This window comes from Rhizobium sp. EC-SD404 (assembly GCF_902498825.1).
Lineage (GTDB): Bacteria > Pseudomonadota > Alphaproteobacteria > Rhizobiales > Rhizobiaceae > Georhizobium.
In genome coordinates this window covers 750,001-775,659 of sequence record NZ_LR701459.1, presented here as the reverse complement: position 1 = coordinate 775,659, position 25,659 = coordinate 750,001, and the positions used below count along the sequence as shown (strand labels likewise).

Sequence of the window (25,659 nt, the reverse complement as noted above, 5' to 3'; positions counted from 1 at the left end):
CGCTTAACGGCAGACGGTCATCGTTCTGATGAGGGCGGAGATGTCAGGTGCCTCAGACAGAGCATGGACGTGATCGATCACGGATTGCGCCTCATCGGCGTCCAGAACCATTTCCAGCAGCTCGCGCGCCTTCTCGTGCACCTGCTCGACGCTCATCGGATTTTCCTTCCGACCGAGCACGAAGAGGCCCTGGGACGCGGTCAGTGTTTCCGTTGAAACGTCCACTTCCAGACGTGCCTCGAAGCGATCCTGGCCGGGCTCCGCAGGCAGAAAACTGATCCTTTCGCCAAGCGCGCGCACGCCAGGGTCCAGCATCCGCTGTTCGTCATGCGCGGCCGCAAATGTCAAAGCGCCATCCAGGATCGTGACGGCCATGCAATAACGCAGGTTCAGATCCGGCATGCGGTTCTCGTCACCGATCACCTTGTACCAGTCGTCGAGATATCGAATCCGGATCGCCTGGATGTCGCCAGGCTTGACCGCATGCTGATCGAGGATGCTTTCGAGCGCCGAGATCGGCGCGGCGATTGGAAACCCGACGCTGTATTTCTTGAAGTCCGTCTCCAGAATACGGCAAGGGCCATCGAGATTTTCGTAGAGTTTCTCGGGCTTCATGGCGTCGGAGAAAGCGTCGAAGAAATTGCGGTTTGCCGGGTTGAGGACATCGCCGCTGCCCGTGAAGCCCGACCGCACGAACGCCGCGGCCTTCACGCCATTGCTGGCCGGCATGCCGGCGAAGACGTAACTCTTCAGCGTGTGCGCTTCATCCAGTCGCCATGTCGTCAGGCCGGATGCTTCCTGGGCAAGATAGTTGAGCAGGATGAGGTATTTCTCCTCATCGAAGCGCATCAGGTAGCCAGCAGCAAACCCCGCTCCGAACAGCGGGCCGAATGCGTGGCAGGACAGCGAAGATTTCGCAAAGCTCATGGCCGGCGCCATCGCCTCGCCGAACCGGATGGTCATTTCATAGCCGAGATTGACGGCCTCGATGAATTCCTGGCCCGTCGAACCGACCTCTTCGGCAACGGCGAGCACGGCTGGCAAGACACCACAGCCGGGATGGGTCTGGCTCGTCTCGTGGGAGTCGTCGGACTCGTCCGCGTGGGCAGCCATGCCGTTGGCGAGCGCGGCCTCGATGATGGGTGCCTTGATCGATGTGCCGATCACGGATGCGACTTCCCGCCCACCCAAAGACTCCACGTATCGCCGCCCTGCCCGGCCAGCTTCCAGCGCAGAGCCGGAGACGATCGCCGCGATCGTGTCGATGATGTGGAGCCTCGTCTTGAGAGCGACCTCATCGCTCATGGCCCGCGTGCGCCACTGCGTGGCGAACTGGGCAAGCAAGCGGCCGTAGGCGAGATCCTCAGCCATTCACCGCTCCTTCAAGACGATGGTCGGTTGGCGCGACTTTCTGAAAGTTGCCTCCGATCGCCAAACTCTTCTGCGCCGCCGCTGCGACCGCCACGAGGTGAAGAGCGAGGCCAAGCTGGCTCTGCGCTTGCTCGCTGCCAAGCTTGACCTGCTCGACCAGAACTTCGCTGGCGCGGGTGAAGGTCGCTTTGCGATCATAGGCAAGCTTCGGCAGTGAAACGCTGCGGTCATTGGCGAACGCGTAGCGCTCGGCGAACTGAACTTCGGTATCGCGCAAATTCAGATCGAGCGTCGAGGTCACCTCGCCGGCGTGCTTGAAGAACAGCGAGTAGGTGCCATCGCCCGCCCATTCCGCCGACACGTCCGTGATCGGACCCAATGCAGCAACGAGCACCGACATGCCGTGGGGCGCCGCGTCCAGCAACGCACCATGCCGTTCCTGGCGCCAGGAGGACGACGCATATGGTCCTTGCAGCAGGGCATTGGAGCGAAAGCTCGCCTCACCTTTGACGGGCTGCAGTTTGCGGGCCTCGGAGACGAAGTCGACCACTTCGTCGACGAACATGCGTGTCAGAAAACAGACAGCCGATGTGCCGCGACTGCGGATGCCTTCGACGATCGCGTTGGCCTCATCGAGGCTGGGGCCAAGCGGCTTTTCGAGAATGACGTGCAGACCTCGCGCAATCGCCTGAGGCGCCAGTTCTGCCTGGGCAGTCGGCGGGACGGCGAAGGACAGCGCATCGACCTCATCGCACAGCGCCTCGAAGCTGGCGAAGGAGCGCAGCCCATGTTTCGACGCAAGATCATCCCGCTTGCCGGCATCGCGACCCCAGACCCCGACCAGTTCCACATCCTCGTTGGCAAGCAAGCCAGGAACATGGACATTGTCGGCCCAGAAAGCCGTGCCACACACACCGAATTTCAGCATTTGGATTCCTTCGAGACTTCAATCCGAAACGCGCGCCGCTTCGGGCGGCGCGCCATCGCGTATCAGTCGAACGCGAGATTGGGCAGCCAGGTGACCAGCGGCGGAACCAGCATGAACACGAAGGTCGCGATGATCAGGGCGACGACGAAGGGCAGGATCGACTTCGACGCCTCCGCGATACTGATCCTGGCTATCCCCGCGCCTATAAAGAGAAGCGTCCCGACGGGCGGCGTGAGGCCGCCGATGAGGCATGCGATCACGAAGACGATGCCGGCGTGGATCGGATCGTAGCCAAGCCCAGCGCTGACCGCCGCCAAAGGTGCGGCAAACATGATGAGAACGGCAGTCGCATCGATGAACAGGCCGAGACCGAGCAGCGCAACGATCACCAGCGCCATCTGCAGTTCCGGAACGACCGTGACGCTTTGCAAGAACTCGATCATCTCGGCCTGAACGCGAGCCCGGGTCATCAGGTTCGCGAAGACCGTCGATGTGGCCAGGATTAGCATCACCATCGCGGTGGTGAAGCCGGCGTTCAACAAAGCCTTGCGCAGTCTCTCCCAGGTAAAACCACCATAGACGAACGTACCGAGGATAAGGATCGTCCCGATGGCGATGACGCCTGCTTCGGTTGGCGTGAAAAAGCCCCCCGTGATGCCGCCGAGAATGATGATCGGAATCAGCATGGCGGGGCCCGAACCGCGCAGCACCTTCAGGAAATTGCCCCAGTCGCGCTTGCGAGCGTCATGGTCGACGCCGATGCCGAGACGGACCGCTTCGAGATGCGCGACGAGCATCAGGGTCAATCCGACGAGGATCCCCGGAATGACGCCGCCGAGAAAGAGCTTGCCGGTCGAGACGCCGGTCAAATAGCCATAGATGATCATCAGCGTGCTGGGCGGGATGATCGACCCCATCACCGATGACGAGCTCGTCACCGCGGCCGCATAGCCGGCGGGATAGCCATGGGCCTTCATGCTCGGGATCAGAACGGAACCCTGCGAAGCAGCGTCGGCAACGGCGGAACCTGTGATGCCACCGAATAGAATGGACGCGATGATATCGCAGTGCGCGAGGCCGGCGCGCATGCGACCGACCATGAACGCGGCAAGATCCATGATCTTGTCGGTCATCTTGCAAGCGTTCGCCAAGGTGCCCGTCAGGATGAAGAACGGGATCGCCATCAGCGGGAAGGAATCGATCCCGCCGAACATCCGGCTGATCACGAGCGACAGCGGCAGATTGCCTTCGAGATAAATGGGAAGCAGCGATGCAAGACCGATGGAAAAAGCGATCGGTACGCCAATCAGAAGCAGAATGAGAAACGAACTGAAAAGAACAGGAATCATGAGACAAGCCTTGGCAAGCAGCAGACGAAACGCTCAGTCCGCCTCGAAGAATTCTCGCGGCTGAGACGTGTACTCGCGCCAGATCAGGCGGAGCGTCTCACCGATCATGATGACTGCGCCGACCGGAATCGCGGCGTAGGCATAGCTCATGGGCATCTGGAGAGAGGCGGACTGCTGGGCGTGGTTCGAGATCGTCAGCGTTCCTCCGAACCAAAGGAGAACGCCTTCGAACAGCAGCATCAAGCCGAGGCAGAAGATCATCAGCCAGTTCTGAGCGCGTCCCGGCAACATGATCACGAAGATATCGACGTTCAGGTGGATCCAGTACCGGATGCCGAGACCTCCGGCTAGGAACACGACCCAGATGCTGATGTAGCGGCTGACTTCTTCAGCCCAATAAATGCCGCCCTGACCCGGAATGAGCCGGATCAACGTCGAGCTCAGCGTCAGGCTCACCATGGCGACAAGGCCGAGAATGATGAGCGTTTCAAGAGTTTTGATATAAGCGCTTGTCATCCCCGGCCTCACTCTTCAAATTACTCGGCGCTCGATGCTTCGAGCATCTTCTGGTAGACGGCGTAGACGTCGTCACCCTTGCTCTTCACATACTCGTCCATCGCCGCCAGCACAGGCTCGCGGAACGGTGCGATATCGACTTCGATGATCTCGACGCCGCCATCGACCATGGCCTGCATGGCAGCTTCGTCGGCCGCCTTGTGAAGTCCGAGTTGGAACTCGCCGGCTTCGGCCGCAGCTTCCTCGATGATCTGGCGGTGCTCGTCGCTGAGACCATCCCACCATGCCTTGTTGGCCACCATCGGCTGCGGATAGAAGTTGTGACGGGTCAGCGTGAGATAGCCGGCCCGTTCGAAGAACTTGCTCGACACGATCGTTTCCGAAGTACCGTCGACAGCGTCGATTACACCCGATTCAAGCGAGGTGTAGACTTCGCCAAGGCTGATGGCCGTGGGCGTCGCACCCCAGGTCTGGGCCAGCGCGACGAAGAGAGGCGTCTGCGGAATGCGCAGCTTCAGCCCGGCCATGTCTTCAAGCGAGCGCACCGGGGTTTTCGAAAGAAGATTGCGTGGGCCCTGGTACATGGTGCCGACGAGATGGAAGCCCTGCGGCTCCATGAAGGCGTTCAGGTCGTCTGAGATCGCATTGAAGACATTCGCGAGATCTTCTACGTCCGTGTAGGTGTAGAAGGCCTCCATCACCTCAAGCTGGGGGACGAAGGAACCGGTGCCCGGCAGACCGCTCAGCACCATCTCGAGACCACCGGCACGCGTCATCTCGGCCATCTCGCGTTCGGAACCGAGTTCCTCCGCGTAGAAGACCTGAACGTCGATGGCGCCATCCGACTTCTCTTCGACGAGGCGCTCGAACTCGGCGCTGCCCTGGGAGATCGTATGGGTCGTCTGGTAGACCGTTCCGACGCGCAATGTCACATCAGCAGCAGCCGCAAGCCCTGCGGACAGCACGAGCGAGATTGCCGTCGTCAATAGAAGCTTCGAATTCACCGTTTACTCCTCCTTTTCAATGCGGCCGGGGATGTCGACAGCGACAGCGCCATCAAATTTGCGGAATGCCCGCACAACCCCCAACCATCTCTCCCTGATTACGGCACCTGTGTAATCGCTTACATATTTGCACTGCTTTTCTGGTCCGTCAATTCGTCCGCCGTCAAAAAAGTCGGGATGCATGCGACAGCCTTCGACGCACCGCACCAAAAACCCGCTCTATCAGCAATCGATCGACGATATAGGGCCCCGAGAATTCGCCATTCTCCGCCTCGCCGCGCGCACTCTGCTCCCGTTCAGGTCTTTCGGGCAAGGTTTCTTTGCGCAGCGTTCGCCCATTGATTAAACCGCTTACATATCCTATTCGGCTTGATAGACATCACCACTCGAGACGGAGCCTCCGGATGAGCACGCACCAACATCGCATCGCCAAGATCGACGTCCATCTGGTGTCCTCACCCGTCGCCGCAGGGTTTGCCGATGCCACGCGCACTGTCGAGACGATCGGCTTTACCGTGGTCAGGATCACCACCGATCAAGGGCTTGAGGGCTTCGGCCTCACCTATCACGAGGTCGGCGGCGAAGCGACGCGAAGCCTGATCCTGCACAACATCGCGCCAAGGATCGTCGGCCGGGATCCGCTGGATACGGAAGTGCTGTGGGAGGAGCTGTTTCACTATCTTAGAGGCGTCGGCCGCAAGGGCCTCACCTATTGCGCATTGAGCGCCGTGGACCTTGCGCTGTGGGACCTCAAGGGAAAGATCATCGGCCTGCCGCTCTACCGGCTGCTCGGCGGCGGCAAGACCCGTCTGCCAGTCTATGCCAGTGGCGGCTGGACGTCATACGACGACGACCAGCTCGTCGACGAAATGGTGGGCATGGTCGAGGAAGGCTATAGTCACATCAAGTTCAAGGTGGGCGTGGACAACGCCCAGAACCTTACCCGCGATCTCGCGCGCGTGCGCAAAGTCCGCGAGGCTGTCGGACCCGATATCCGGCTGTTGATCGATGCCAACAATTGCTGGGACGCCGGAACGGCGATCAAGTTTGCCGACCGCGCCAAGGAATTCGATATCTATCTCTTTGAGGAGCCGGTTCTCGCAGACGACATTCCCGGCCTCGCCCGCGTGCGGCGCGGCACCAGCATTCCTCTCGCAACCGGCGAGCACGAATACACGAAATACGGCGCGCGCGATCTCATCCTCGGCGAAGCGGCAGACGTCATCCAGCTTGATGGCGCGCGCGCTGGCGGCATGACTGAAATGCTCAAGATCGGCGCGCTGACGCAGGCATGGAACCTGAAATTCGCGCCTCACGCGATGGAGCACATGCACATGCACATCGTCAGCGTGATGCCGAACGCGCTCTTCCTGGAACGCCTGCGGATCTTCGAAGACGTTTCAAACAAGATCGTGCGCAACGCGCCGCTGCCGCACAAAGGCTTCATCGAGATACCGACCGGCCCGGGCCACGGTCTTGAGCTGGACATGGATTTCATCCGAGAATTCGACGAAGCCTAGAGCGGGTTTGATCCAAGCGCGCGCTACAGCATCCCAAGATTTGCGATGGTACGTCCAGCCATCACCACGGTGTCCGACGCAGCACCCGGCTTCTTGCTCAGTGACATGAGCGCCACCCAAGCGAGCTCAGCTTCTGAATTGCCGAAGTGCTTGAGAATGCCTTTGCCGACGGAGCTTTCGCTGATTGCCCTCCACCACTCCTATCGTTCGCCTACCAAGCTGTTCAGGATACCATCTGCATTGATGATCGATTGGGCGATCTCGATCGTCGAGGTTCGCTTGGACATCGCTTGATTTCGAATGATCTTGTAGGCTTCTTTCTCGTTGACGCCGTGGTGCCGCATCAGGATAAATTTGGCGTCCGCGATCTTCTGAACATTCTCGATCTTTGCCTTGAGCTTGAGGATCTCGCCATCATAGCTCTTGTTCACGTGCCAGACGCGGCGCGCCATCAGGATGTTGCTCATGACACCGAACGGCCGCAGCGGCTTGGCAATCACCGTGTGCACGCTGAGATCAATGAGGCCTTGCAGCACAGATGGGTTTTCATAGCCAATGATGCCGATCAGCGTCGGACGATTGATCGTCTCGCGGCCGAGAAGCGCGACGGTTTTCTCGGCGACCGCCTCGGTGATTTCCAGAAAGATGACATCCGTTCCCTCGGGGACTTCATTCGGCATCGGCCAGAGATTGGCGACATTGCATCCGATGCGGCTGATTTGCTTGAGAAGTTCCTCGATCTCCCCGTCCCGCGGATGAATGACCAGGACATTCAAGCCACGCACTTCGTTGATGAGGTCAGTCATTGCCCAATCGCCCCCACCTCAGACAAACCTAACGCTGTAAAGAGCGCTTTGGGCGATGCAAACGCAAGCTCCAGTCGTCCAATCCGGGGTTAACCAGGTAAGGATCCGGCTTGATCGAGCGTTTCACCTCCTGTTCGACGACATATTCGCCGCGTTCGTCGACTTTTCCGATCCGCGACTGAAGATATGTGTGCGAATTGTCGGGATCGATCTTCACCTGCCCTTGAGGTGCGTCGAACACGGAACCCAGGAGCGCTTCGCGAAGCGCATCGGTGTCGACCGATCGGGTCTTGGCAAGCGCGCGTGCAAAAAGGTGAACTTGGAAATAGGTCGCCTCGCAGCAGCTGGTCACATGCGTGATCGATCCGAACATCTCTTTGTATCGCGTCAAAAAGGCGGTGTTGGCCTCGCTTTCGATATTGCGAAAATAGGGAGCAGCCGTGATGTGCCCGACGGCCGCGTCGACACCCATTTCCGCAATCTCCGCTTCGTTCGTCGTGAGGCTTCCGATCGGGATCCGGCTGGAATCGCAGCCCGCCTGATGAAAGGCGCGATAGAAGTTCACCGTCCCCTGCCCGACGACGGTCGAGAAGATGACGTCAGGTTCGGCAGCTTTGATCTCGGCAATGATCTCGGCAAAGTCGCCCTCTGAAGCATCGAGCGACACGTACCGTTCGCCGATGACATCTCCACCGCCCTGGCGAACGACGTTGCGCATGACGCGATTGGACTCGCGCGGATAGATGTAGTCCGACCCGACGAAGAAGAACCGATCTCCGTAATTTTCCATCAGGTATCTCGCGAGAGGCACACTGTTCTGGTTCGGCGTTGCTCCGCCATAAATCACGTTCGGTGAGTACTCGAACCCCTCGTACAGCGTCGGATAAAAGAAGAGCGCATTGCGCCGCTCGATGACAGGGAGAACCTCCTTGCGAGCAGACGACATGTAGCAACCAAAAATCACGTTGGCCTTGTCCTCAACGATCAGGCGCTCGGCAAGCCGGCCATATTCCGACACGACCGATTTGGGATCGTAGACGACGGGCTCGATCATCCGGCCGTCGACGCCTCCGGCTGCGTTGATCTCACTGATCGCCAGCAAAGCGCCATTTCTCTGCGACTGTTCGATGACCGACGTTACGCCCGTGTAGGAAAAGAGAACTCCAACTTTCCAAGGCTTCCCCGTGCCGGCTTCGGCCATCTGATATCATCCTGCCTGATTGTCGATCTCGAAATCGATACGCTGGTCTTCGATCAGTCTTCGAGAACCGCATCCCAGCGACATCGTTCTCGGCCTCATCCGAACTAAAGATCGTTCTCTCTGTGGCGGGCGCAAGCGGGGATAGGGACCAAAGCGCCTTTCATGGGCCAGCACCCTTCCCCAGTGATCATTGGGTGCGGGGTCTGCGGCGGCGGCTTCATTCTCGTCAACAAACACCAATATGGCTGCGCCAATGTCCGCAACCGCGGCGCCTGCGACAACCGCCTGACCATGCGTCGGGACCGTCTCGATGATGCCGTTCTCGACGGCCTGCGCGACAGCCTTCTGCATCCCGACCTCGTCGCGGAATTCGTTGGCGAGTATCAGCGCGAGTGGAACCGGCTCCGGGGCGAAGAGAATGCCATCCGGGTGCGACGGGACGCAGAGCTTCAAAAGGTCGACCGCCAGATCGCCAACATCGTCACGGCCGTGAAGAACGATCTCTATGCGGAAGCAATGGGAGAAGAGCTCCGTTCCCTGGAAGAACGCAAGCGTCAGCTGAAGCAGACGCAGCCGACTGCGCCCGAGCCGCCTCGTCTTCATCCTGGCCTTTCTGAACTCTACCGGCGCAAAGTCTCTGATCTCAGAGCGTCGTTGAACGACGACGCATTGAAGGTAGAGGCTGCAGAGCGCCTGCGCTCTCTCCTGTCTGCTATTCGGCTGATCCCGGAGGACGGCCAGTTGCAGATCGAGTTGGTCGGCGAGCTTGCTGCGATCCTGGCGTTGGGTGCTGTTGGAATGCAAAAAGGCCCCAGTCTTGCGACTGAGGCCTTGTCGATAACGCTGGTTGCGGGGGCTCGCAGCCACCTTTACCGAACGACCGTCGGGCTCTTCGGAAAGTGAACGCTCGCATCACCGCCTACCAGAATCCACCAGTTGAGATTGAATACACCATTTGGCTGAGATTTAACGGCGAGATAACCGAAACGGTTTCCTGCCGACGTACTCTGTTACTCCGAAACCAACATTTCAAAGAAGCTACCGGACCCAACCACAATCGGATTCGGTCGCATATCTGTCTGGGGGCAAATGATTACATGCCAGGCATGATGACGGCGTCGATGACGTGGATCACACCATTGTCTGCCGTGATATCAGCCTGGGTGATGTTCGCTTCGTTGACCTTCGGTCCGCCTTCGAGCGTGAACGTCACTTCACTGCCTTCGACTGTGGCTGCGGTCAAACCTTCGGTAAGATCAGACGATGCAACGGCCCCCGGTACGACGTGATAGGTGAGAATGGACACCAGCTGATCGCGGTTCTCTTCAAGAAGCAAATCTTCGACCGTGCCATCTGGCAAAGCAGCAAATGCTTCGTCGGTCGGAGCGAACACGGTGAATGGGCCATCGCCCTTCAGCGTCTCTACGAGGCAAACGGACGTTTGCCTGTTCAGCAACGAGAAGGTGATGCACGGCTTAATCGAAATTCACGCGTAATTCCCACAGAAACAGGTTATCATACACGGGACAACACCGCCTTGCAGACTAGGTATCGGGGATTGTTCCAGGCAGCAGCCGGATGGTTGGTGACCCAGCGAATTTTCTTAATCGCGACTTTGATCCTAGCATCCTGAAATGTGGTCCCCGGATCTTGAAGCCTACAACCCAGACTCTTGCCGGGCTGAGGCGGCCCTCCCAGCCTCGATAACGGTTTCGACGTCTAAGGCACGTAGAGGCCAGTACAACTACCCACCACCCTGCTCTCCGCTTTACCTGATGAGCCGCAACGGTGACATCTGGCGACCGATGTTGGAGAACGCGCTTTTCAGCCCTTCAGTGTTGGCGGCCATGTAAAAGTTAGCCGGCTGGCTCGCGCACTGGCGCAGCATCTTTTGAACGCCGCTGTCCGTCTCCTTGTAGAGCACAGTGAATATCTCGATGTGCTGCGCCTTGATGTCCTGGCAGAGTTTCAGTGTCCATTCGTTCAACTGCTTCTCGGCACTCGACTGACTGCTGGCGCCGGCGATCCGGCCGTCTGAGAGGAAGCCGTAGGAGCCGTAGTCGGACTTGTTCATCGTGTTGCTGGAGCCAAAGGACACATTGCGGCCATCCGTCATCAACACGATGAACTTGGAGGTCGTGGTCGGATCAACGGGGCCTGCTTCCGTGTAGGGCGCCTCCGGCGTCATGACGCGCCAGCCCCAAGCCAGACCTTCAGCAATGTTGGTGCCGGAACCATTCCAGTACTTCATGGCGTTGATGCCGGTACGGGCCTTACTCAGATCCTGCGTGAGCGGCACAATCGGGGTTGGACAAGCGCGGTTCGGGCCTTGGGAAAGGGACTTAGCTTCTTCAACCCGCCGCACCTCCGGGTCGATGTATTTCAACACCGACCGCTGGACCTCGGCCTGGCTGCCGCTGACGAGATCGTTCAGCCAAGAGTTGTTAAACGCACCGGAATTATTACCCCCGCCCAGAGTCGCCGTACCCGGTTCGTCGGGTGCGAAGTAAGGAACGAAGAGCGTGTCAGGATCACTGCCACGCGGCGGCTCCAGCCCGAGATTGAGCGGATAGGGACGTGCTTCCACGCACCCTTTCCATTCCGTTCCCGATGCACTGAACAGGACGCTCTGGTGAGGGTACTCAATTTCGGCCAAGCCACTGCACGCGTCGCGAAGCGCCTGTGCCTGCGCGCTCTGACCCTGGTTGTTGCAGGCACGGCCGTCCTCGTCCCATTGCGTCGGAAGTCCTTCACCGCGGCGCTCGCGCTCGTTGTTGTCGAGGAACGTCCAGCCATTGTAGAGCGCTTCGCCTTCATCATCGATCCATGCGGGATCAAATCCCTCGCCCTTGATGTTGACGGCGGTGACGAAGGGGACAACGGCAACCTCGATATCCTTGCCGGCGGAAGCTCCGTTCTGCACGACATCCAGCAGCCCGAGTGCTGCGCTCTTCAGCGTGTCGATGCCCTCCTGTCCCATCGACCCGGTGTTGTCGAGGACAAGCCCGATCTCGACCGACTTCGTGGACTGGTAGGCCGCGGCGACGACGCGTGCAGGCTCTTTCCTGGCGTTGTGCAGAAAGAAGGTATCGACATCGAGCCAGACGTCACCCGTCACCTCGATGTGGTTGGTGCCCTCCACCGTCCGCAACTCGGCGTTCAGCACTTTATAGCCACTACTCGCCACATGCGACCGCAAGTGATCTTCAAAAACCTCTCGCCGCTCGCGATCGGTCATGGCCTTGCGTGTCGCGGCTAACACCGCGGCATCCGTGATCTGCTGGACTTCTGACACCACCGTTCGCAGATGAACAACATCCACGCCGAGACCGGCGGCAGCGAGCGTGACTGGCAATGCAAATGCTGCAAAGATCGCAAAGTTGCCGCTTTGATCGTTCAGGAATTGCTTGAGCATTGCTGTTCCCCCATGAATAAGAACAGCACTCTGGCGCTTAAATTCTGTGCAATCGCTTAACTTCAGGAGCTGTTATCTGCTGAAGTTACATGTGGTAAAGTTTTCGTGAGCGCATTAGACATTGCTTGTTGCGGCCGCAGCTTCAGCGTGAATTTTTCAGATGGACATCGCAGGCTTGGTAACGCACTGGCTGAACCTGTGAGCTTCGTTCAGGCCCGACGGTCAAAGGCTCAAAGGACGATTGGCAGACGCCGCTGCGCGATGAACAGCGGAAACGTCATGATTACCGACTACGACAACGACCTTTTCTTGTCGTCTCGGTGTCGCCATCGTCATACGCGATGCCGATCGTTTCACCACCCAATGAGGAGATGGTTCCTGGATACCATTCCCCTTGACCCTGAAAGTTACATTCGACCCTCATTCCGATCATCCAATCATAAGGACGAACAGCGTTGAGAGCGACAGTTTCTCGATCGCCATCGTCATACTGAACCGTGACCTGGCCGTTTCCGACGCTCTCGACGACACCAGGGAACCAATAGCCGGCGCCCTGGTAATTGCTCAAAATCCAATCCCCAGCAGTTTGCGCACCGGCAGAAGTCGCACAGATAGCGACTATTGCGGCTGCGACCCATAATTTAGTTTGCATCGATGTCTTCCCCGAGAGTTGAGCCTCTCTTGCCTGCCCAACAGTTGAACAGAACGGTCAACAGCTATCGGGAATTGACCTGCCACTGAGTTTTTCCTCCACTTGGAGTTAGAGTCCGGCCTCGATTGAAGGACGGACAGATGAAGCGGAAGCGGTTTACGGAAGAGCAGATCATCGGGGTTCTGCGCGAGCACGAAGCGGGTGCGAAGGCGGCTGATCTGGCCCGCAAGCACGGGGTGAGCGAGGCGACACTGTATAACTGGAAGGCGAAGTATGGCGGCATGGACGTGTCCGACGCCAAGCGCCTGAAGGCTCTTGAGGACGAGAACGCGAAGCTGAAGAAGCTGCTCGCCGACCAGATGCTGGAAGCCTCAGCCCTTCGCGAGCTTCTGTCAAAAAAATGGTAGGGCCCGCCGCCAAGCGCGAAGCCGTCGCGCATCTGCAGGCCGCCATGGGCCTGTCGGAGCGTCGGGCCTGTTCCTTTGTCGGTGCTGATCGCAAGATGATCCGCTACCAGTCGTGCCGTTCGCCGGAGACCGTACTGCGCGGCCGGCTGCGCGATCTTGCCAACGAGCGCCGGCGTTTCGGCTATCGACGCCTGTTCATTCTGCTGCGGAGAGAAGGCGAGCCATCCGGCATCAACCGCATATACCGGCTCTACCGGGAAGAAGGGCTGACGGTTCGCAAGCGCCGGGCGCGACGACGAGCGGTGGGCACACGAGCGCCGATCCTTGTCGAGGCGAGACCGAACGCACGCTGGTCACTGGACTTCGTGCACGACCAGTTCGCCTGCGGTCGGCGTTTCCGCGTGCTCAATATTGTCGATGACGTGACGCGCGAATGCCTGGCCGCGATCCCGGACACATCGATCTCCGGTCGCCGCGTTGCTCGTGAGCTGATTGATCTGATCAGGCGTCGCGGCAAGCCAGACATGATCGTTTCCGACCACGGGACGGAGTTCACCTCGAACGCCATCCTCGCCTGGTCGAAGGATCATCGCGTCGACTGGCACTACATCGCGCCGGGCAAGCCGATGCAAAACGGCTACGTCGAATCCTTCAACGGCCGCATGCGTGACGAGCTGCTAAACGAAAGCCTGTTCTTCGGCATCGACCATGCGCGCAGCGCCATCGCCGAATGGAGGGAAGATTTCAACACCGCGAGGCCGCATTCCTCGCTCGGCTACCAGACCCCGGCGGCCTTCGCCGGAACCCTCGCCGCAACCGCCTCCGACGCTGCGCACGATAAGGGCTTCACGTCTCCGCCGGTTGCTCAACCCACGCCCTACGGCGTAACACAAACAGCCGAGGCTCTAATTGCCGCTGGATGAAGGTTTAGTGGCAGGTCACCAGTTATACAGTGTCGCCTCGCTCACCCCGTGCTTGCGGGCCAGATCAGCCGCCTTCGCACCCGCTTCGTGCTCGCGCAGAACCCCGATGATCTGCTCTTCCGTAAACCGCTTCCGCTTCATCTGTCCGTCCTTCAATCGAGGCCGGACTCTAACTCCAAGTGGAGGAAAAACTCAGTGGCAGGTCAGAATCGCTAAATTAGCCAATATCGTCTCAACCGTAGTTGAGTGAGAAATTGGCCTGTTGGGCTGGAGTAGTCAGGCGCTCTTGGCCGTGCTTCTGCCGGTGAGGATGAGGCTGATTTCGTGTGCCGTCACCGGCCGCGAAAACAGGAATCCTTGCAAGTCGTCGCAGCCCATCTGCTTTAAATGTGATTGCTGTTCAGCTGTCTCGACGCCCTCGGCTGTCGTCATAAGACCCCGAGCTTTTGCCAATTCCACGATCGCTTGAACGATGGCCTCGTCGCCATTCGCTCTACCAAACCCGCTTACAAAGCTGCGGTCGATCTTGATCCGATCAACCGCCAGTTTCTGAAGGCGGCCGAGTGATGAAAATCCAGTTCCGAAATCATCCAGAGCGATCCGTACGCCCAAGAGCCGCAGCGATTTCACGTTGTGATCACAAATGCCGTTCGGATCGGTTAGAGCGGACTCTGTTAACTCAAGCTCGATCCTATGCGGTTCAATGCCGAATTCCAGCAACAAGGCGGCAACCTTCGAGGAGAACGCGGGATTGCGCAGCTCGATAGCCGAAACATTGATAGCTACTGACAATGCAGGCCACAGAAGGGCCGCGCCGCATGCCTCACGCAGCACATATTCGCCCACTGCCTCGATTAATCCCGTTTCTTCTGCAATCGGGATGATTACCTCAGGCGAAAGCCACCCTTTCGTAGGATGGTGCCATCGCAATAGAGCCTCGACGCCCGTGATTTCATCGGTATGTGCATTCAACAGCGGTTGGTAATGGACTTGGAGCTGGTCACGCTTGGTCAGTGCAACGCGCAGATCCCGTTCGATGTCCCGGCGCGTTTGCAGCATGCGGTCCATTTCCGTTCTGAACATTGCATAGCGACTGCGGCCCGAACTCTTTGCATGGTAGAGTGCGATATCTGCCTTTCGACAAAGCTCGGTTCCGGTACCGCCGTCACTTGGCGACACAGCGAGTCCAATAGTCACTCCGATAAATACTTGATGACCATCGATGTCGAATGGCTTGCGAACGGTATCGATTATGCGATCGCAGAGCAGCTCCGCGTCCCCGACATTTCTCAAGCCTGGAAGAGCGATCGTAAACTCATCTCCACCGATGCGCGCCACGGTGTCGGTCGATCGCAAAAGCGTCCGTAGCCGGTTGGCGAACTCGATAATGACCGCATCGCCAGCGGGGTGGCCCAACGTATCGTTCACTTGTTTGAAGTGGTCTAGATCAAGATAAAGCACTGCAACGAACGCTCCCTCTGCCCGATCAGACAAAGCGATATCCAAGCGGTTATGAAATAGAACGCGGTTGGGCAGGTCGGTGAGCGGGTCGTGAAGAGCGAGATGGTTCATCTTCGCATCCCGCTCAGCCAGCTTTTGGGACCTTCGAGCCAAGAGCGCGAGCAGACCCGCAACCAAGACCAGGAGCAGACACAACGTCCCTACCGCTATTGGTGCGATACGATGAACCACATGCGTACCAGGCTGATACGGTACCCATACAAGATAACCGATCGGATCGCCGGAGGCCGCCAGGAGCGGTAAGCTCGCTTTGGTATCACCGGAAGCCTTCGTCCAACTGAAGTGCATGTCTTCAAAGAGATAGTCCTCAGAAAGCGATGCCACAAAATCGGTGTCGAGAAACCTCACGGCTACATGGAGAAACTCTCTACCGGGCTCCTGCTCGATCTCGCCCGTGTCGGAAACGATTGGTTTGACACTGACAATGGCGGGACGACCGGCGACGATACCGACGTCAGCCTGGCCTTGGCTCAAAATACGATCGGTCAGATCGCTGTCGTCGCCCTCGCGCATTTGCTGACGCAAAACTGCTGCAAGGGTGGCAGCCACCCCTTCCACGTCGTTATAGGGCTCCGCGTTTGAGTGCGTCGAGAACTGGTAGATCGGCTGGTCAGTCGGATCGAGAACGTAGGCCCCGTCATGGCCGAAGTAGGTATGCATCCAGCTTCCGAGATTGTAATCAATCCATTCATCGTTCTGCGATTTTCGAACGGCAATGACGGCATCGTCCCAAACAGTGACGCTTTCCTGATTGTGTGCGATCTTCTCGCGAAGATCGCTGATGGTCAGTGTTGCAAGCGCGAGTTGCCGCTCCGCAGACACCGCATCCGCTTCTTGGCCAGCCCAGATCAGAAGGCCCGCCACCAAGCCAGCGACGATACTGACGCTCAGTAACGTGAGAACGGCTACAAAACGTGTAGCTACCCGCGCCTTGTCGGCCGAAATTGGCATCACTGTAATCCCCGCTGCAGTCTGATTGATGCCTGAAAGGCGTTAAAAACCGCTTGCTGGAAGTTCTTGATACTATTAGCCGCCACGCTCGATCGCTTAGCTTGCGGTCGATCGTGGGCTACGAGCACACAGGCTTCTTTGCCCCACAAAAATGCTGCGGAACCTGAGCGATTGCGAGCCGTTCCAGATGCAAGGGACTGCCGGAGAGTTGCAATGTACACCCAAAAAGAAGAAGCGGCCGTAGCGTGCCGCATGAAACCTGTGTTCCTGCTGGTCGTTTCAAGCAAGATCATGGTGTTGACCTTGCTGTCAGCCAGCCTGTTCGGGTTTGTCGATTTAGGTGTAGAAGATCGCCCCGGTATTGTCGTTCACGCTGAGATCGCGGCAGCGCAATAGGGACCACGCAAGATCGTAGCCCTGCGTCGGTGCGTGCATGAGACGGTTCGTTTCCGAGCTTGTCTGGACACAACAGCATCTTTAAAGGGTCCGAAAAATATAGTACGCCCTCAAAAACCCGCCTATACGGCTTTGGTGCGACGATTTCGTTTTTGACCAAGGCCCATTGACTTCGCGAGCCTTGATCGCGCTTCTGCGTACTTCGGTGCAACAATTGGGTAGTCAGCGTTTAGCTTCCATTTTTCGCGATATTCGTTGGCGCTCAGCTTGTGGTTCGCCGTCAAGTGACGCTTCAGTGACTTGAAGCTCAAACCACATTCAAGACAGGTAATTTCATCGTCCTGCACCGATTTCTTGATCGGCACAGCTGGTCGCTGCGTTTCTGCGACGACATCTTCTTCGAAACCGCCCGAATTCATGTTTGCAAGAACTCTATGAACAGCTGCAATCAAACCAGGCAATTCCGCTGCAGGAACAACATTGTTACTCACATAGGCCGATACGATATCGGTTGTTATTTCTACAACAACCCCGCTGCTGCGTGATGTACTTTTATCGTTCATATCCCGGCTCCGTAACCAATTTCCGCTGCGTCGCCGTTGCATCTCACATTCATGACCCAAAATAAAGTTACCGACCGCCATCAAACGACGCGCCTTATGACGATGCCAGAACGCTCCCCTCAGAATGGGGCTCGAAAATATTAACCGCCTAGTATCAATGTAGCGGTGCTGAAGAGCGGACGCGCGGCGGCATTACGCTGCGATTGTAAAACCAGTGCCATTCAGCATCACCCTAAAGCTTTGTTAACATTTATTCTGGAGCTTCGGCTGATGGCTAAATTTAGCAATCCAAAGATGGTCAACAAGCCCCATCAAACGACTGGGCGAACTCCGCTTACCCTCGCCCGCGCAATTTACGGATTCGTTCTTGTCGGAGCGTTTGTCGCAACGCTGGCGGTCGCCACGCTCGTTCGCGATCGCGTTGAAGCCTTTAACGAAGACGCCTTGGCAACTGCGGTTGCAACACGCGCTGCGGGTTTGGAACTCGCATTTGCTCGCGGTTTGCATGAGGAGTGGGAGAACATTCGTCAGTTGGCCGAAACTTTAGCCGCTGGCAGTGGAGAAGATCTCCCATCTCAACTCGCATTCGCGGTCGGCGACGGTGAGAAAGTTTCATGGGCTGGCTATGCTGCAATCGATGGCACGGTGCTCGCCGCGTCAAACGGCCTGCTCGAAGGCGTCGATGTAGGGCAACGAGAATGGTTTCAACGCGGACTGGAGGGCCCTTTTGCCGGCGACGTGCATGAGGCGGTGCTGCTCGCATCATTGTTGCCAGATAATGATGGCGAGCCGCTTCGATTCCTCGATCTGGCTACTCCCGTTCGAAACGCAAATGGCGATGCGATCGGCGTCCTTGGCTTTCACCTTAACTTTGCCTGGGCTCAGGATTTCATCACCGAGCAGGCAGCCGCGTTGGACATTCATGCCTTCCTGATGTCACAGGACGGGTCCGTCGTTATCGCCACCGACGGCCGCGATTATGCAACGTTGAACCTCCAGAGCACTCGCCGGGCGTCGGCAGGCATGGCAGGCGGCGGGCTTGAGCGATGGCCGGATGGGCAGACCTATTTCACAAACGTCGTTCCGCAGGTTGCATATGAAGACCTGCCATCGTTTGGGTGGCGCCTGATCGCACGGATCGACGGTGATGCTGTCGAAACTACTAACCAAGCATTTTCGACAGCTGTTTTGCTTTCGACTGGGATGTTTGGTGTTTTCCTCATTTTGCTGACAGCGCTCTTCGTTCAAATATTCATCCGTCCCTTCGACGAAATATCGAAGAACGCCATCCGCGTCGCTGATGGAGAAGATGTTTATCCCTATGAGTCCAGGCGAACCGCGGAACTAGCCCGCCTCAGCGCCGCTCTCGCACGGCTCCAAGGTCGCTCATAACTCATGATACCATTGCGGATTACAGCCGGTTCGAGAAGGAAAAGCGCCTAGCAGCATCTCCGATAATTGCGGACAGTCGCGTCGATGACACGCTGGGCGCGTCGCCATCGGCGTAGAACCGCCTTAGCAACGCCTGGAGCTTGTGAATCGGGCGAAAGAGAAAGCATCCCGCCATCAGCGGTGACACTCTCTACCCGACCTGTGACGTCGCCCACGCCCCGGATTGAGATCAGAACATCGTCACTTTTCGTCAGAGAGATGCCACGAACCCTAGCGGCCTCCTGGGTCAAGCTGGTCAACCAAACGCGTGAAAGTTTACCCTCAGATCGCATCAGCGTTCGTTCCGGTTTGTCTCCGAAATGGCGTTCGCGGCGTGGCAGCTCCACACATGCGATGATCGTAACCGCAAGAACGAACATATTGTAGATCGTCCAAAACAAGATGACGGTCTTACCTTCGCCCGCATCTCGATAATTAAGACCATCAAAAACTATGCCAATTGTGACACCGATCCAAGTTAACGCGAAAAGTATGAGGAAGGGACGCATGATCGCCCACTGGATCACAATACGGCTTCTGTCTCCGCCTTTGGCCGTCACCTTGAATCCGTGACCGTGCGGATTGAGCAGCCCGGTTAGTGCGGAGCGCGTAATGGGGATCGCCCCGAGCAGCTGGCTCACATCGTTCACGATCGGCACGATGAGACCGCGTGAAATGAAGTTCATCACGAAAAGCAGCCATAAAAAATAAACGCCGAAGTAGCTGACAACATCAGCGATCGATGCATCGACGACGATGATCCCGAAATACCAATAGAGCAAGGGATAGACGATCGTGGCGAGCTTGAACGAGAATGCAGTGAGCCAAAAGATCACGGAATCTAGAACGCTCCAGCGATCGCGGATCCGCAGGTTCGACCGAGCGAAGGGATGGAGCCTGCTCCGCGCAATCTGCATCAATCCAAGGCACCATCGCGCGCGCTGGGTGACATATTCTTTCAATCCCTCAGGCGCCAGCCCTTCAGTCAATGCCTCATTCAGGTACACCGTCCGGTGGCCGGCATCCTGCAAAGCTAAAGTCAGCATAAAATCTTCGGTGACGCTGTCGGTTGGAAAGCCGCCTATATCCCGCACCGCCGTCCAGCGGATCACAGATGATGTGCCACAGCAGAATGCAATGCCCCATGCATCGCGAGCCGGTTCCAGATGGTCGAAGAAGAAGCGCTGTTCGTCCGGATAGGAACGCGAAAGACCGAGGTTATGCTGGATAGGATCCGTGTTGAAGAAATGTTGAGGCGTCTGGACAAGCCCAACATCTGGCTCATGGAACAGGGGCAGCGTACGTGAGATGAAATTCCGATGCGGAACAAAATCGGCATCCAAGACGGCGATGAATCCGGGAGGAACCGGATCATTGGCGAGTACCTCAAGGGCGTTGTTTATGTTTCCAGCCTTTGAGCCCTTGTTGTCGTCGCGTCGGATGTATCTCACACCCATGTCGTCACAATACAACTTGAGCCAGTCACGCCGGCCGTCATCGAGCACCACCGTCTCCACACTTGAGTGATCGATGCCCAGGCAGCCGACGATGGTTCGTTCCAGCACCTCACGATCCTCGTTGTACGTGGCAATCAACATCGCGACCTTGGGCACGCAATCCGGCTGCCACCACTCCCCGACGGCCGTGACTTCAGGTGACCGGTTCCTGTGCCTCATCAGGATGGTGAAGGCGGAAAGCGACGACAATAATGCTCCCGCTTCTATGGCAAAAAAGGACCAGCTCGCCAGAAAGTCCCAATTGAAGCCCACGGGTGCAAGTGTTTCTGAAAATCGCCACCAAATGTAGCGCAGCGACAAGACGATCGCGACGGAGAATAGGATCACCCGGTCGACCGTACGATCTCTTTTCATCACAAGCGGCAGCACCATTAAGAGCCCCGCGACGAGCCCAATTTGCACCACGCTCGATGCCAGCTCCGACAGGTAGACGGGAGGAAACATGGCTTAGGCTCCCATGAAGCCACGTATCCAATCGAGTGGCCTGCTCTCAAAATATGCCCTGCCCGTGCGCCCGATCAAACAGCGTAGGTCGGGATCAGATCGGAGAGCTGGAACGAGGAGCGCGACGTCAAACCGCTCTAGGTGCCGCTCGCTGGGGGCTATTGCGAGACTGTCGTAGACAGTTCGTGCACCCGATCCAGCAAGGCGGGTGATGGTGCCATCCAACACAATATTTGATCCGCCGAGCGCAAACCGCGCCGGGGTGCCGACGGCGAGACGGTTATAAACATTCTCAGTGACACTCAGCGTTACGAAAGCACTATCGCAATCGACCAGGCGAAGCACGCTTTCCCCCCGTTGCACCGTCTCTCCATCGATGGCTGATCGATCCCAGAGCAGGCCGTTGACGTTGGCTGCGAGGGCATTTGAGTTCAGCCTATTGACGCGACGGCGCTCCGCTTCGATCCGCTGATCGAGTGCAGCACCCAATTTTTCCTGGGCGACGAGCTCGGCATCGAGTTCTTGGACGCGCAGAGATAATTCCGAAATGCGTTGCTCTGAATAAGGAGCATCATTGTAGCCGTCGCCCAGAAAGGTGCCACGCTGCGCAGACTGAAGGGCGATTTCGATCGCCGTTGCCTGTTCACGTGCATTGTCGATCTCTGCGCGAGAGGTTTCAACCAGCGACTGGGCGCGTTCGAACGAGACGGCCGACTCCAAACCACGCGTAGACAGCTCAGTGGAGCGGGCAAGCGCAGTTTCGGAACTTTCTAAACGCGATTCTGCAACGGCAACCAGCGCGTTGGCAGCGCGCAACTGAGCTTCCAGCTGCCGGACACGTTCGACACCATAGATACCGGCGCGATCGCGCAACAATTCGATCGAAGCTTTGTTCGCCTCGATAGCATCGTTTAGTCGAGCAATTTGAGCTTCGACAACTGCCCGCTCCTGAACAAGGTCGTTTAGTCGGATATTGTCGACGAGCAGATCACTGATGGATCCCAAAGTTTCCCCAGCGTCGACTGCCGATCCAAGCGCTCTTTGGGGCAGTTCCAACGTGCCTGCGATCGGCGCTCGCACCGTTGTGACCTGGGCATTGACCACGGCATCGGCGCTTGCTCCTGACAGTTGCTCCGCGAATATGATATAAAGCGCGCCCAAGATCACAGCGAAGCCAACGATTAGTCTAGTATAACGCATTTTTAACCTTTCAATCCCTAGGCAACAAAGACCTCGCGATTCCAAGGCGATTCGCCTTCAACAAGCTTAGTTTCGTCCGCTCACTCATCAACCGAACCGGTGAAACAAAGTTAAGAGCTTCCGTTAGAAGCAGCTAGGCTCAGGACTCATTGATCAGAGCCAGAAGATGACGGCGGCTGCGATGCAGATGGCCGAGAAGAAGGTGTGGGCACATCGGTCGTAGCGGGTTGCGATGCGCCGCCAGTCCTTGAGCTTGGCGACAGGGGATCGCGATCGTCACGTGCGCCGAGGGGGAAGTCAGCGAGATCCATGTCGGGCTGAAGGGCACGATGAACGCGCTCTTCCTCAAGGACCTTGCGCTCAAGACGCATCGCGGCCTGGAAGGTCGCGTGCGCAAGGGGCGCTCAGGTGGTGGACGTGCCTATGGCTATGACGTCAAACGCGTTTTGAAGGACGACGGAGAAGCTGATCGCGGTCTGCGCACCATCAATGAAGGCGAGGCTGCAATCGTGCGCCGTATTTTCCGGGACTTCACGGGCGGCCATTCTCCAAAGGCGATCGCGCGGGCCTTGAATGTGGAAGGCGTCCCCGGTCCGAACGGGAAGGCTTGGCGTGACACGACCATCCGGGGCCACGCCACACGGCGTACGGGGATCCTGCGCAACGACCTCTATCAGGGTGTTCTCGTCTGGAACCGGCAGCGCTATGTCCGCGACCCACGAACAGGCAATCGGGTATCTCGGGCAAACCCGGAGACCTTGTGGATCCGGCAGGACGTCCCCGAGCTGCGCATCGTCGGTCCGGATCTGTGGAATGATGTTCAGGTCCGTCTCGAAGGCGTCCGGCAATCGCCGCTATCCGTCAACATCCGCAAACATGCATTCTGGGAGCAACGGCGCCCGCGCCATCTGCTGACCGGCATTGCGTTCTGCCACGCCTGCGGCGGTCCGCTGGCATCCGTCGGCCGCGACTACCTCGCCTGTCGTTCCGCGCGGCTTGAGGCCGGCTGCAGCGTCAAGCAAAGCATCCGTCGAGAGAAGCTGGAAGCGGCTATCCTAAGCGGCCTCAAGGATCGACTGATGGCGCCCGATCTGGTGGCTGAGTTTGTCGGTGCATTTCATCAAGAGATGAACCGCATCGAAGGCGACCGCGGCGCGATCGATGCCGAGGTTCGCCGCGCGCTGACCAAGATTGAGCAGAAGATCGAAGGGCTCTACGACGCAATCGCCGACGGCCTGCGGACCGAGGGCCTCAAGGCGCGGCTTGTTGCCATGGAAGAAGAACGTGCGGCTCTGAAGGCAAAGCTCGTTGCGGCACCTGCCGCGCGGCCGCTGTTTCATCCGAACCTAGGAGAGGCTTACCGTCAGAAGGTTGACGCCTTGCAGACCTCGCTCAATGACGACGAGGCACGCCCGCAGGCGATCGAGATCCTGCGGAGCCTGATTGAGCGTGTCGATGTGCGATGGGAAGGAGGAGAACCCGTGGCCGACTTAAGCGGCGACATCCTGAAGCTCATTGCTCTTCCGTCGAAGGAGAGCGAGCTTAGTGATGATATCGGGCGTTCGGTAAAAGTGGTTGCGGGGGTAGGATTTGAACCTACGACCTTCAGGTTATGAGCCTGACGAGCTACCGGGCTGCTCCACCCCGCGTTATTTTTGAGCCTTCCGGTCTTGGCCGGTTTTTTGTCGTACCTCGAAGGCGGATGCCTTGTTCGGGTCGGCGGGGGCTGCTCCACCCCGGGTTGTTTTTTTGCGTTTACCGGGGTGTTTCCCGGTTTTAGGAAGCAAAAAAGGCCGCGTGTTGCGGCCTTTGTTTTCGGCTTTTGCCGATATTTGTGATGAGAAGAAGCTTTTGCGATTTGCAGACCTGGCGGCGACCTACTCTCCCGCGTCTTAAGACGAAGTACCATCGGCGCTGGGGCGTTTCACGGCCGGGTTCGGAATGGGACCGGGTGCAGCCACCCCGCCAGAACCACCAGGTCGGCAAAGCGCAAAAGCGTTGTTCAGAGAAGCTGGCGAGCCGAGGCTCTTCTTAATTTTCAAAACACGTCTTTGAACACCCGTTTGGCACCAGACGGAAGCGAAGCTTCCGCAAGGCCAAGCGGCCGTCGCGCCTTGTGGCGCATCCCGTCCGGAGCGAAGCGTTCGAAGAACGCGACAGCGTGAGGACAGAACAATTTCATGTGCAGCTTTGCTGCACATGATGATCATTGATCAATGAGAACGATCAAGCCAATCGAGCTATTAGTAAGGCTAAGCTTCACGCATTGCTGCGCGTCCACACGCCTCCTATCAACGTGGTCGTCTTCCACGGCTCTGATAGGGAACACTCGTTTCGAGGTGGGTTTCCCGCTTAGATGCCTTCAGCGGTTATCCCTTCCGTATATAGCTACCCTGCTATGCCGCTGGCGCGACAACAGGTCCACCAGAGATACGTCCATCCCGGTCCTCTCGTACTAGGGACAGATCCTCTCAATATTCCTACACCCACGGCAGATAGGGACCGAACTGTCTCACGACGTTCTGAACCCAGCTCACGTACCGCTTTAATTGGCGAACAGCCAAACCCTTGGGACCTGCTCCAGCCCCAGGATGCGATGAGCCGACATCGAGGTGCCAAACAACCCCGTCGATATGGACTCTTGGGGGTCATCAGCCTGTTATCCCCGGCGTACCTTTTATCCGTTGAGCGATGGCCCTTCCACGCGGGACCACCGGATCACTATGACCGACTTTCGTCTCTGCTCGACTTGTCAGTCTCGCAGTCAGGCGGGCTTATGCCATTGCACTCGACGAACGATTTCCGACCGTTCTGAGCCCACCATCGCGCGCCTCCGTTACTCTTTAGGAGGCGACCGCCCCAGTCAAACTACCCACCATACACTGTCCCGGACCCGGATGACGGGCCGCGGTTAGACATCCATGACGATAAGGGTGGTATTTCAAGGATGGCTCCACGCGAGCTGGCGCCCACGCTTCAAAGCCTACCACCTATCCTACACATGCCGACACGAATGCCAGTGTAAAGCTATAGTAAAGGTGCACGGGGTCTTTCCGTCTGACCGCAGGAACCCCGCATCTTCACGGGGAATTCAATTTCACTGAGTCTGCGTTGGAGACAGCGGGGAAGTCGTTACGCCATTCGTGCAGGTCGGAACTTACCCGACAAGGAATTTCGCTACCTTAGGACCGTTATAGTTACGGCCGCCGTTTACTGGGGCTTCGATTCAGAGCTTGCACCCCTCCTCTTAACCTTCCAGCACCGGGCAGGCGTCAGACCCTATACGTCGTCTTGCGACTTCGCAGAGCCCTGTGTTTTTGATAAACAGTCGCTACCCCCTGGTCTGTGCCACCCCATCTGACTTGCGTCAAAAAGGGTCACGCTTCTTCCGAAGTTACGCGTGCAATTTGCCGAGTTCCTTCAACGCAGTTCTCTCAAGCGCCTTGGTATACTCTACCTGACCACCTGTGTCGGTTTCGGGTACGGTCTATAATGATGGAGCTATTTCCTGGAACCGCTAAGCAGCCCATCCAATCCAATAAGG

The 25,659-nt window shown here is 57.8% G+C and carries 19 protein-coding genes, 1 tRNA gene, 2 rRNA genes and 4 pseudogenes (1 of these 26 only partly in view); 6 read left to right on the top strand and 20 right to left on the bottom strand.

Annotated features, from left to right (window positions below; genetic code table 11):
* Positions 1 to 3: 3 nt before the first annotated feature.
* From GC125_RS04680 to GC125_RS04660, 5 genes are all read right to left on the bottom strand, one after another.
* Positions 4 to 1,371 (bottom strand): MmgE/PrpD family protein, encoded by a 1,368-nt coding sequence (locus GC125_RS04680; RefSeq protein WP_151984255.1) that lies wholly within the window; start codon positions 1,369 to 1,371, stop codon positions 4 to 6.
* Complete coding sequence (locus GC125_RS04675; RefSeq protein ID WP_151984254.1) at positions 1,364 to 2,299, bottom strand: Gfo/Idh/MocA family protein; 936 nt, start codon at positions 2,297 to 2,299, stop codon at positions 1,364 to 1,366. Before GC125_RS04675 ends, GC125_RS04680 begins: the two co-directional genes overlap by 8 nt.
* A 62-nt stretch (positions 2,300 to 2,361) precedes the next feature.
* Positions 2,362 to 3,648, bottom strand: a complete 1,287-nt coding sequence (locus tag GC125_RS04670; protein ID WP_151984253.1) for a TRAP transporter large permease — start codon at positions 3,646 to 3,648, stop codon at positions 2,362 to 2,364.
* A gap of 33 nt (positions 3,649 to 3,681) precedes the next feature.
* Positions 3,682 to 4,164, bottom strand: coding sequence for a TRAP transporter small permease (locus GC125_RS04665; RefSeq protein ID WP_151984252.1), 483 nt, complete (start codon positions 4,162 to 4,164; stop codon positions 3,682 to 3,684).
* Between the two features lie 20 nt (positions 4,165 to 4,184).
* Positions 4,185 to 5,168, bottom strand: coding sequence for a TRAP transporter substrate-binding protein (locus GC125_RS04660; protein WP_151984251.1), 984 nt, complete (start codon positions 5,166 to 5,168; stop codon positions 4,185 to 4,187).
* A gap of 404 nt (positions 5,169 to 5,572) precedes the next feature.
* On the opposite strand from GC125_RS04660, the gene GC125_RS04655 reads away from it, so the two are divergent.
* Positions 5,573 to 6,688 carry a mandelate racemase/muconate lactonizing enzyme family protein gene (locus GC125_RS04655; RefSeq protein ID WP_151984250.1) on the top strand — a complete coding sequence of 372 codons (1,116 nt, stop codon included), beginning with the start codon at positions 5,573 to 5,575 and terminating at the stop codon, positions 6,686 to 6,688.
* Between the two features lie 200 nt (positions 6,689 to 6,888).
* Here GC125_RS04655 and GC125_RS04650 read toward each other — a convergent pair whose 3' ends face one another.
* Together GC125_RS04650 and GC125_RS04645 are read right to left on the bottom strand one after the other, a co-directional pair.
* Complete coding sequence (locus GC125_RS04650) at positions 6,889 to 7,494, bottom strand: ANTAR domain-containing response regulator (protein WP_126007863.1); 606 nt, start codon at positions 7,492 to 7,494, stop codon at positions 6,889 to 6,891.
* Positions 7,495 to 7,522: 28 nt separating this feature from the next.
* Positions 7,523 to 8,695 (bottom strand): transporter substrate-binding domain-containing protein, encoded by a 1,173-nt coding sequence (locus GC125_RS04645; protein WP_151984249.1) that lies wholly within the window; start codon positions 8,693 to 8,695, stop codon positions 7,523 to 7,525.
* A gap of 162 nt (positions 8,696 to 8,857) precedes the next feature.
* Here GC125_RS04645 and GC125_RS04640 point away from each other — a divergent pair, with 162 nt between their 5' ends.
* Positions 8,858 to 9,598 (top strand): recombinase zinc beta ribbon domain-containing protein, encoded by a 741-nt coding sequence (locus tag GC125_RS04640; protein ID WP_151984248.1) that lies wholly within the window; start codon positions 8,858 to 8,860, stop codon positions 9,596 to 9,598.
* A gap of 190 nt (positions 9,599 to 9,788) precedes the next feature.
* Here GC125_RS04640 and GC125_RS04635 read toward each other — a convergent pair.
* The 3 genes and pseudogenes from GC125_RS04635 to GC125_RS04625 all read right to left on the bottom strand — a co-directional run.
* A pseudogene (locus tag GC125_RS04635) lies at positions 9,789 to 10,124 on the bottom strand (fasciclin domain-containing protein); the annotation flags it as partial.
* 339 nt (positions 10,125 to 10,463) lie between these two features.
* Positions 10,464 to 12,110 carry a pilus assembly protein gene (locus GC125_RS04630; protein ID WP_151984246.1) on the bottom strand — a complete coding sequence of 549 codons (1,647 nt, stop codon included), beginning with the start codon at positions 12,108 to 12,110 and terminating at the stop codon, positions 10,464 to 10,466.
* A gap of 283 nt (positions 12,111 to 12,393) precedes the next feature.
* A complete protein-coding gene (locus GC125_RS04625) occupies positions 12,394 to 12,762 on the bottom strand; it encodes a tudor domain-containing protein (protein ID WP_151984245.1) in 369 nt (122 codons plus the stop codon).
* A 140-nt stretch (positions 12,763 to 12,902) separates the two neighbouring features.
* On the opposite strand from GC125_RS04625, the gene GC125_RS04620 reads away from it, so the two are divergent.
* Positions 12,903 to 14,092 (top strand): IS3 family transposase gene (locus GC125_RS04620; RefSeq protein WP_151984244.1). Its coding sequence is split into 2 segments (ribosomal slippage): positions 12,903 to 13,155 and positions 13,155 to 14,092, totalling 1,191 coding nucleotides; the frame shifts between segments, so codons are not numbered across the junction.
* Positions 14,093 to 14,110: 18 nt separating this feature from the next.
* Here GC125_RS04620 and GC125_RS04615 read toward each other — a convergent pair.
* Positions 14,111 to 14,233: pseudogene (locus GC125_RS04615) on the bottom strand (transposase); the annotation flags it as partial.
* A 135-nt stretch (positions 14,234 to 14,368) separates the two neighbouring features.
* Positions 14,369 to 16,564: a putative bifunctional diguanylate cyclase/phosphodiesterase gene (locus tag GC125_RS04610; RefSeq protein ID WP_151984243.1), complete on the bottom strand. Its 2,196-nt coding sequence runs from the start codon at positions 16,562 to 16,564 to the stop codon at positions 14,369 to 14,371.
* 213 nt (positions 16,565 to 16,777) lie between these two features.
* On the opposite strand from GC125_RS04610, the gene GC125_RS04605 reads away from it, so the two are divergent.
* Positions 16,778 to 16,960, top strand: a complete 183-nt coding sequence (locus GC125_RS04605; protein ID WP_151984242.1) for a hypothetical protein — start codon at positions 16,778 to 16,780, stop codon at positions 16,958 to 16,960.
* 122 nt (positions 16,961 to 17,082) lie between these two features.
* Here the strand turns inward: GC125_RS04605 and GC125_RS04600 are convergent, their stop codons facing one another.
* A complete protein-coding gene (locus GC125_RS04600) occupies positions 17,083 to 17,523 on the bottom strand; it encodes a Ros/MucR family transcriptional regulator (protein ID WP_151984241.1) in 441 nt (146 codons plus the stop codon).
* Between the two features lie 165 nt (positions 17,524 to 17,688).
* Here GC125_RS04600 and GC125_RS04595 point away from each other — a divergent pair, with 165 nt between their 5' ends.
* On the top strand, positions 17,689 to 18,915 hold the full coding sequence (locus tag GC125_RS04595; protein WP_151984240.1) for a cache domain-containing protein: 1,227 nt from the start codon (positions 17,689 to 17,691) through the stop codon (positions 18,913 to 18,915).
* A 47-nt stretch (positions 18,916 to 18,962) separates the two neighbouring features.
* On the opposite strand, the gene GC125_RS04590 is transcribed toward GC125_RS04595, so the two are convergent.
* The 3 genes and pseudogenes from GC125_RS04590 to GC125_RS04580 all read right to left on the bottom strand — a co-directional run.
* A complete protein-coding gene (locus GC125_RS04590) occupies positions 18,963 to 20,915 on the bottom strand; it encodes a glycosyltransferase family 2 protein (protein WP_199864443.1) in 1,953 nt (650 codons plus the stop codon).
* 3 nt (positions 20,916 to 20,918) lie between these two features.
* A complete protein-coding gene (locus GC125_RS04585; protein WP_151984239.1) occupies positions 20,919 to 22,115 on the bottom strand; it encodes an HlyD family secretion protein in 1,197 nt (398 codons plus the stop codon).
* Between the two features lie 153 nt (positions 22,116 to 22,268).
* Positions 22,269 to 22,370: pseudogene (locus GC125_RS04580) on the bottom strand (IS5/IS1182 family transposase); the annotation flags it as partial.
* A 74-nt stretch (positions 22,371 to 22,444) separates the two neighbouring features.
* Here GC125_RS04580 and GC125_RS20335 point away from each other — a divergent pair.
* A pseudogene (locus GC125_RS20335) lies at positions 22,445 to 23,122 on the top strand (recombinase family protein); the annotation flags it as partial.
* 48 nt (positions 23,123 to 23,170) lie between these two features.
* Here GC125_RS20335 and GC125_RS20205 read toward each other — a convergent pair.
* The 4 genes from GC125_RS20205 to GC125_RS04560 form a co-directional block, all read right to left on the bottom strand.
* Positions 23,171 to 23,455, bottom strand: coding sequence for a hypothetical protein (locus tag GC125_RS20205; RefSeq protein ID WP_286165367.1), 285 nt, complete (start codon positions 23,453 to 23,455; stop codon positions 23,171 to 23,173).
* Between the two features lie 232 nt (positions 23,456 to 23,687).
* Positions 23,688 to 23,764, bottom strand: a tRNA-Met gene (locus GC125_RS04570).
* A 215-nt stretch (positions 23,765 to 23,979) separates the two neighbouring features.
* Positions 23,980 to 24,094: ribosomal RNA gene (rrf, locus tag GC125_RS04565) — 5S ribosomal RNA — on the bottom strand.
* Between the two features lie 243 nt (positions 24,095 to 24,337).
* Positions 24,338 to 25,659: ribosomal RNA gene (locus GC125_RS04560) — 23S ribosomal RNA — on the bottom strand (it continues 1,479 nt past the right edge of the window).

Bases quoted from the DNA above. Each gene is read 5' to 3' on its own strand.
- GC125_RS04680 (WP_151984255.1), bottom strand. From the start codon at position 1,371: ATGGCTGAGGATCTCGCCTACGGCCGCTTGCTTGCCCAGTTCGCCACG.
- GC125_RS04675 (WP_151984254.1), bottom strand. From the start codon at position 2,299: ATGCTGAAATTCGGTGTGTGTGGCACGGCTTTCTGGGCCGACAATGTC.
- GC125_RS04670 (WP_151984253.1), bottom strand. From the start codon at position 3,648: ATGATTCCTGTTCTTTTCAGTTCGTTTCTCATTCTGCTTCTGATTGGC.
- GC125_RS04665 (WP_151984252.1), bottom strand. From the start codon at position 4,164: ATGACAAGCGCTTATATCAAAACTCTTGAAACGCTCATCATTCTCGGC.
- GC125_RS04655 (WP_151984250.1), top strand. From the start codon at position 5,573: ATGAGCACGCACCAACATCGCATCGCCAAGATCGACGTCCATCTGGTG.
- GC125_RS04650 (WP_126007863.1), bottom strand. From the start codon at position 7,494: ATGACTGACCTCATCAACGAAGTGCGTGGCTTGAATGTCCTGGTCATT.
- GC125_RS04645 (WP_151984249.1), bottom strand. From the start codon at position 8,695: ATGGCCGAAGCCGGCACGGGGAAGCCTTGGAAAGTTGGAGTTCTCTTT.
- GC125_RS04640 (WP_151984248.1), top strand. From the start codon at position 8,858: ATGGGCCAGCACCCTTCCCCAGTGATCATTGGGTGCGGGGTCTGCGGC.
- GC125_RS04630 (WP_151984246.1), bottom strand. From the start codon at position 12,110: ATGCTCAAGCAATTCCTGAACGATCAAAGCGGCAACTTTGCGATCTTT.
- GC125_RS04625 (WP_151984245.1), bottom strand. From the start codon at position 12,762: ATGCAAACTAAATTATGGGTCGCAGCCGCAATAGTCGCTATCTGTGCG.
- GC125_RS04610 (WP_151984243.1), bottom strand. From the start codon at position 16,564: ATGCCAATTTCGGCCGACAAGGCGCGGGTAGCTACACGTTTTGTAGCC.
- GC125_RS04605 (WP_151984242.1), top strand. From the start codon at position 16,778: ATGTACACCCAAAAAGAAGAAGCGGCCGTAGCGTGCCGCATGAAACCT.
- GC125_RS04600 (WP_151984241.1), bottom strand. From the start codon at position 17,523: ATGAACGATAAAAGTACATCACGCAGCAGCGGGGTTGTTGTAGAAATA.
- GC125_RS04590 (WP_199864443.1), bottom strand. From the start codon at position 20,915: ATGTTTCCTCCCGTCTACCTGTCGGAGCTGGCATCGAGCGTGGTGCAA.
- GC125_RS04585 (WP_151984239.1), bottom strand. From the start codon at position 22,115: ATGCGTTATACTAGACTAATCGTTGGCTTCGCTGTGATCTTGGGCGCG.
- GC125_RS20205 (WP_286165367.1), bottom strand. From the start codon at position 23,455: ATGAAACAGCGGCCGCGCGGCAGGTGCCGCAACGAGCTTTGCCTTCAG.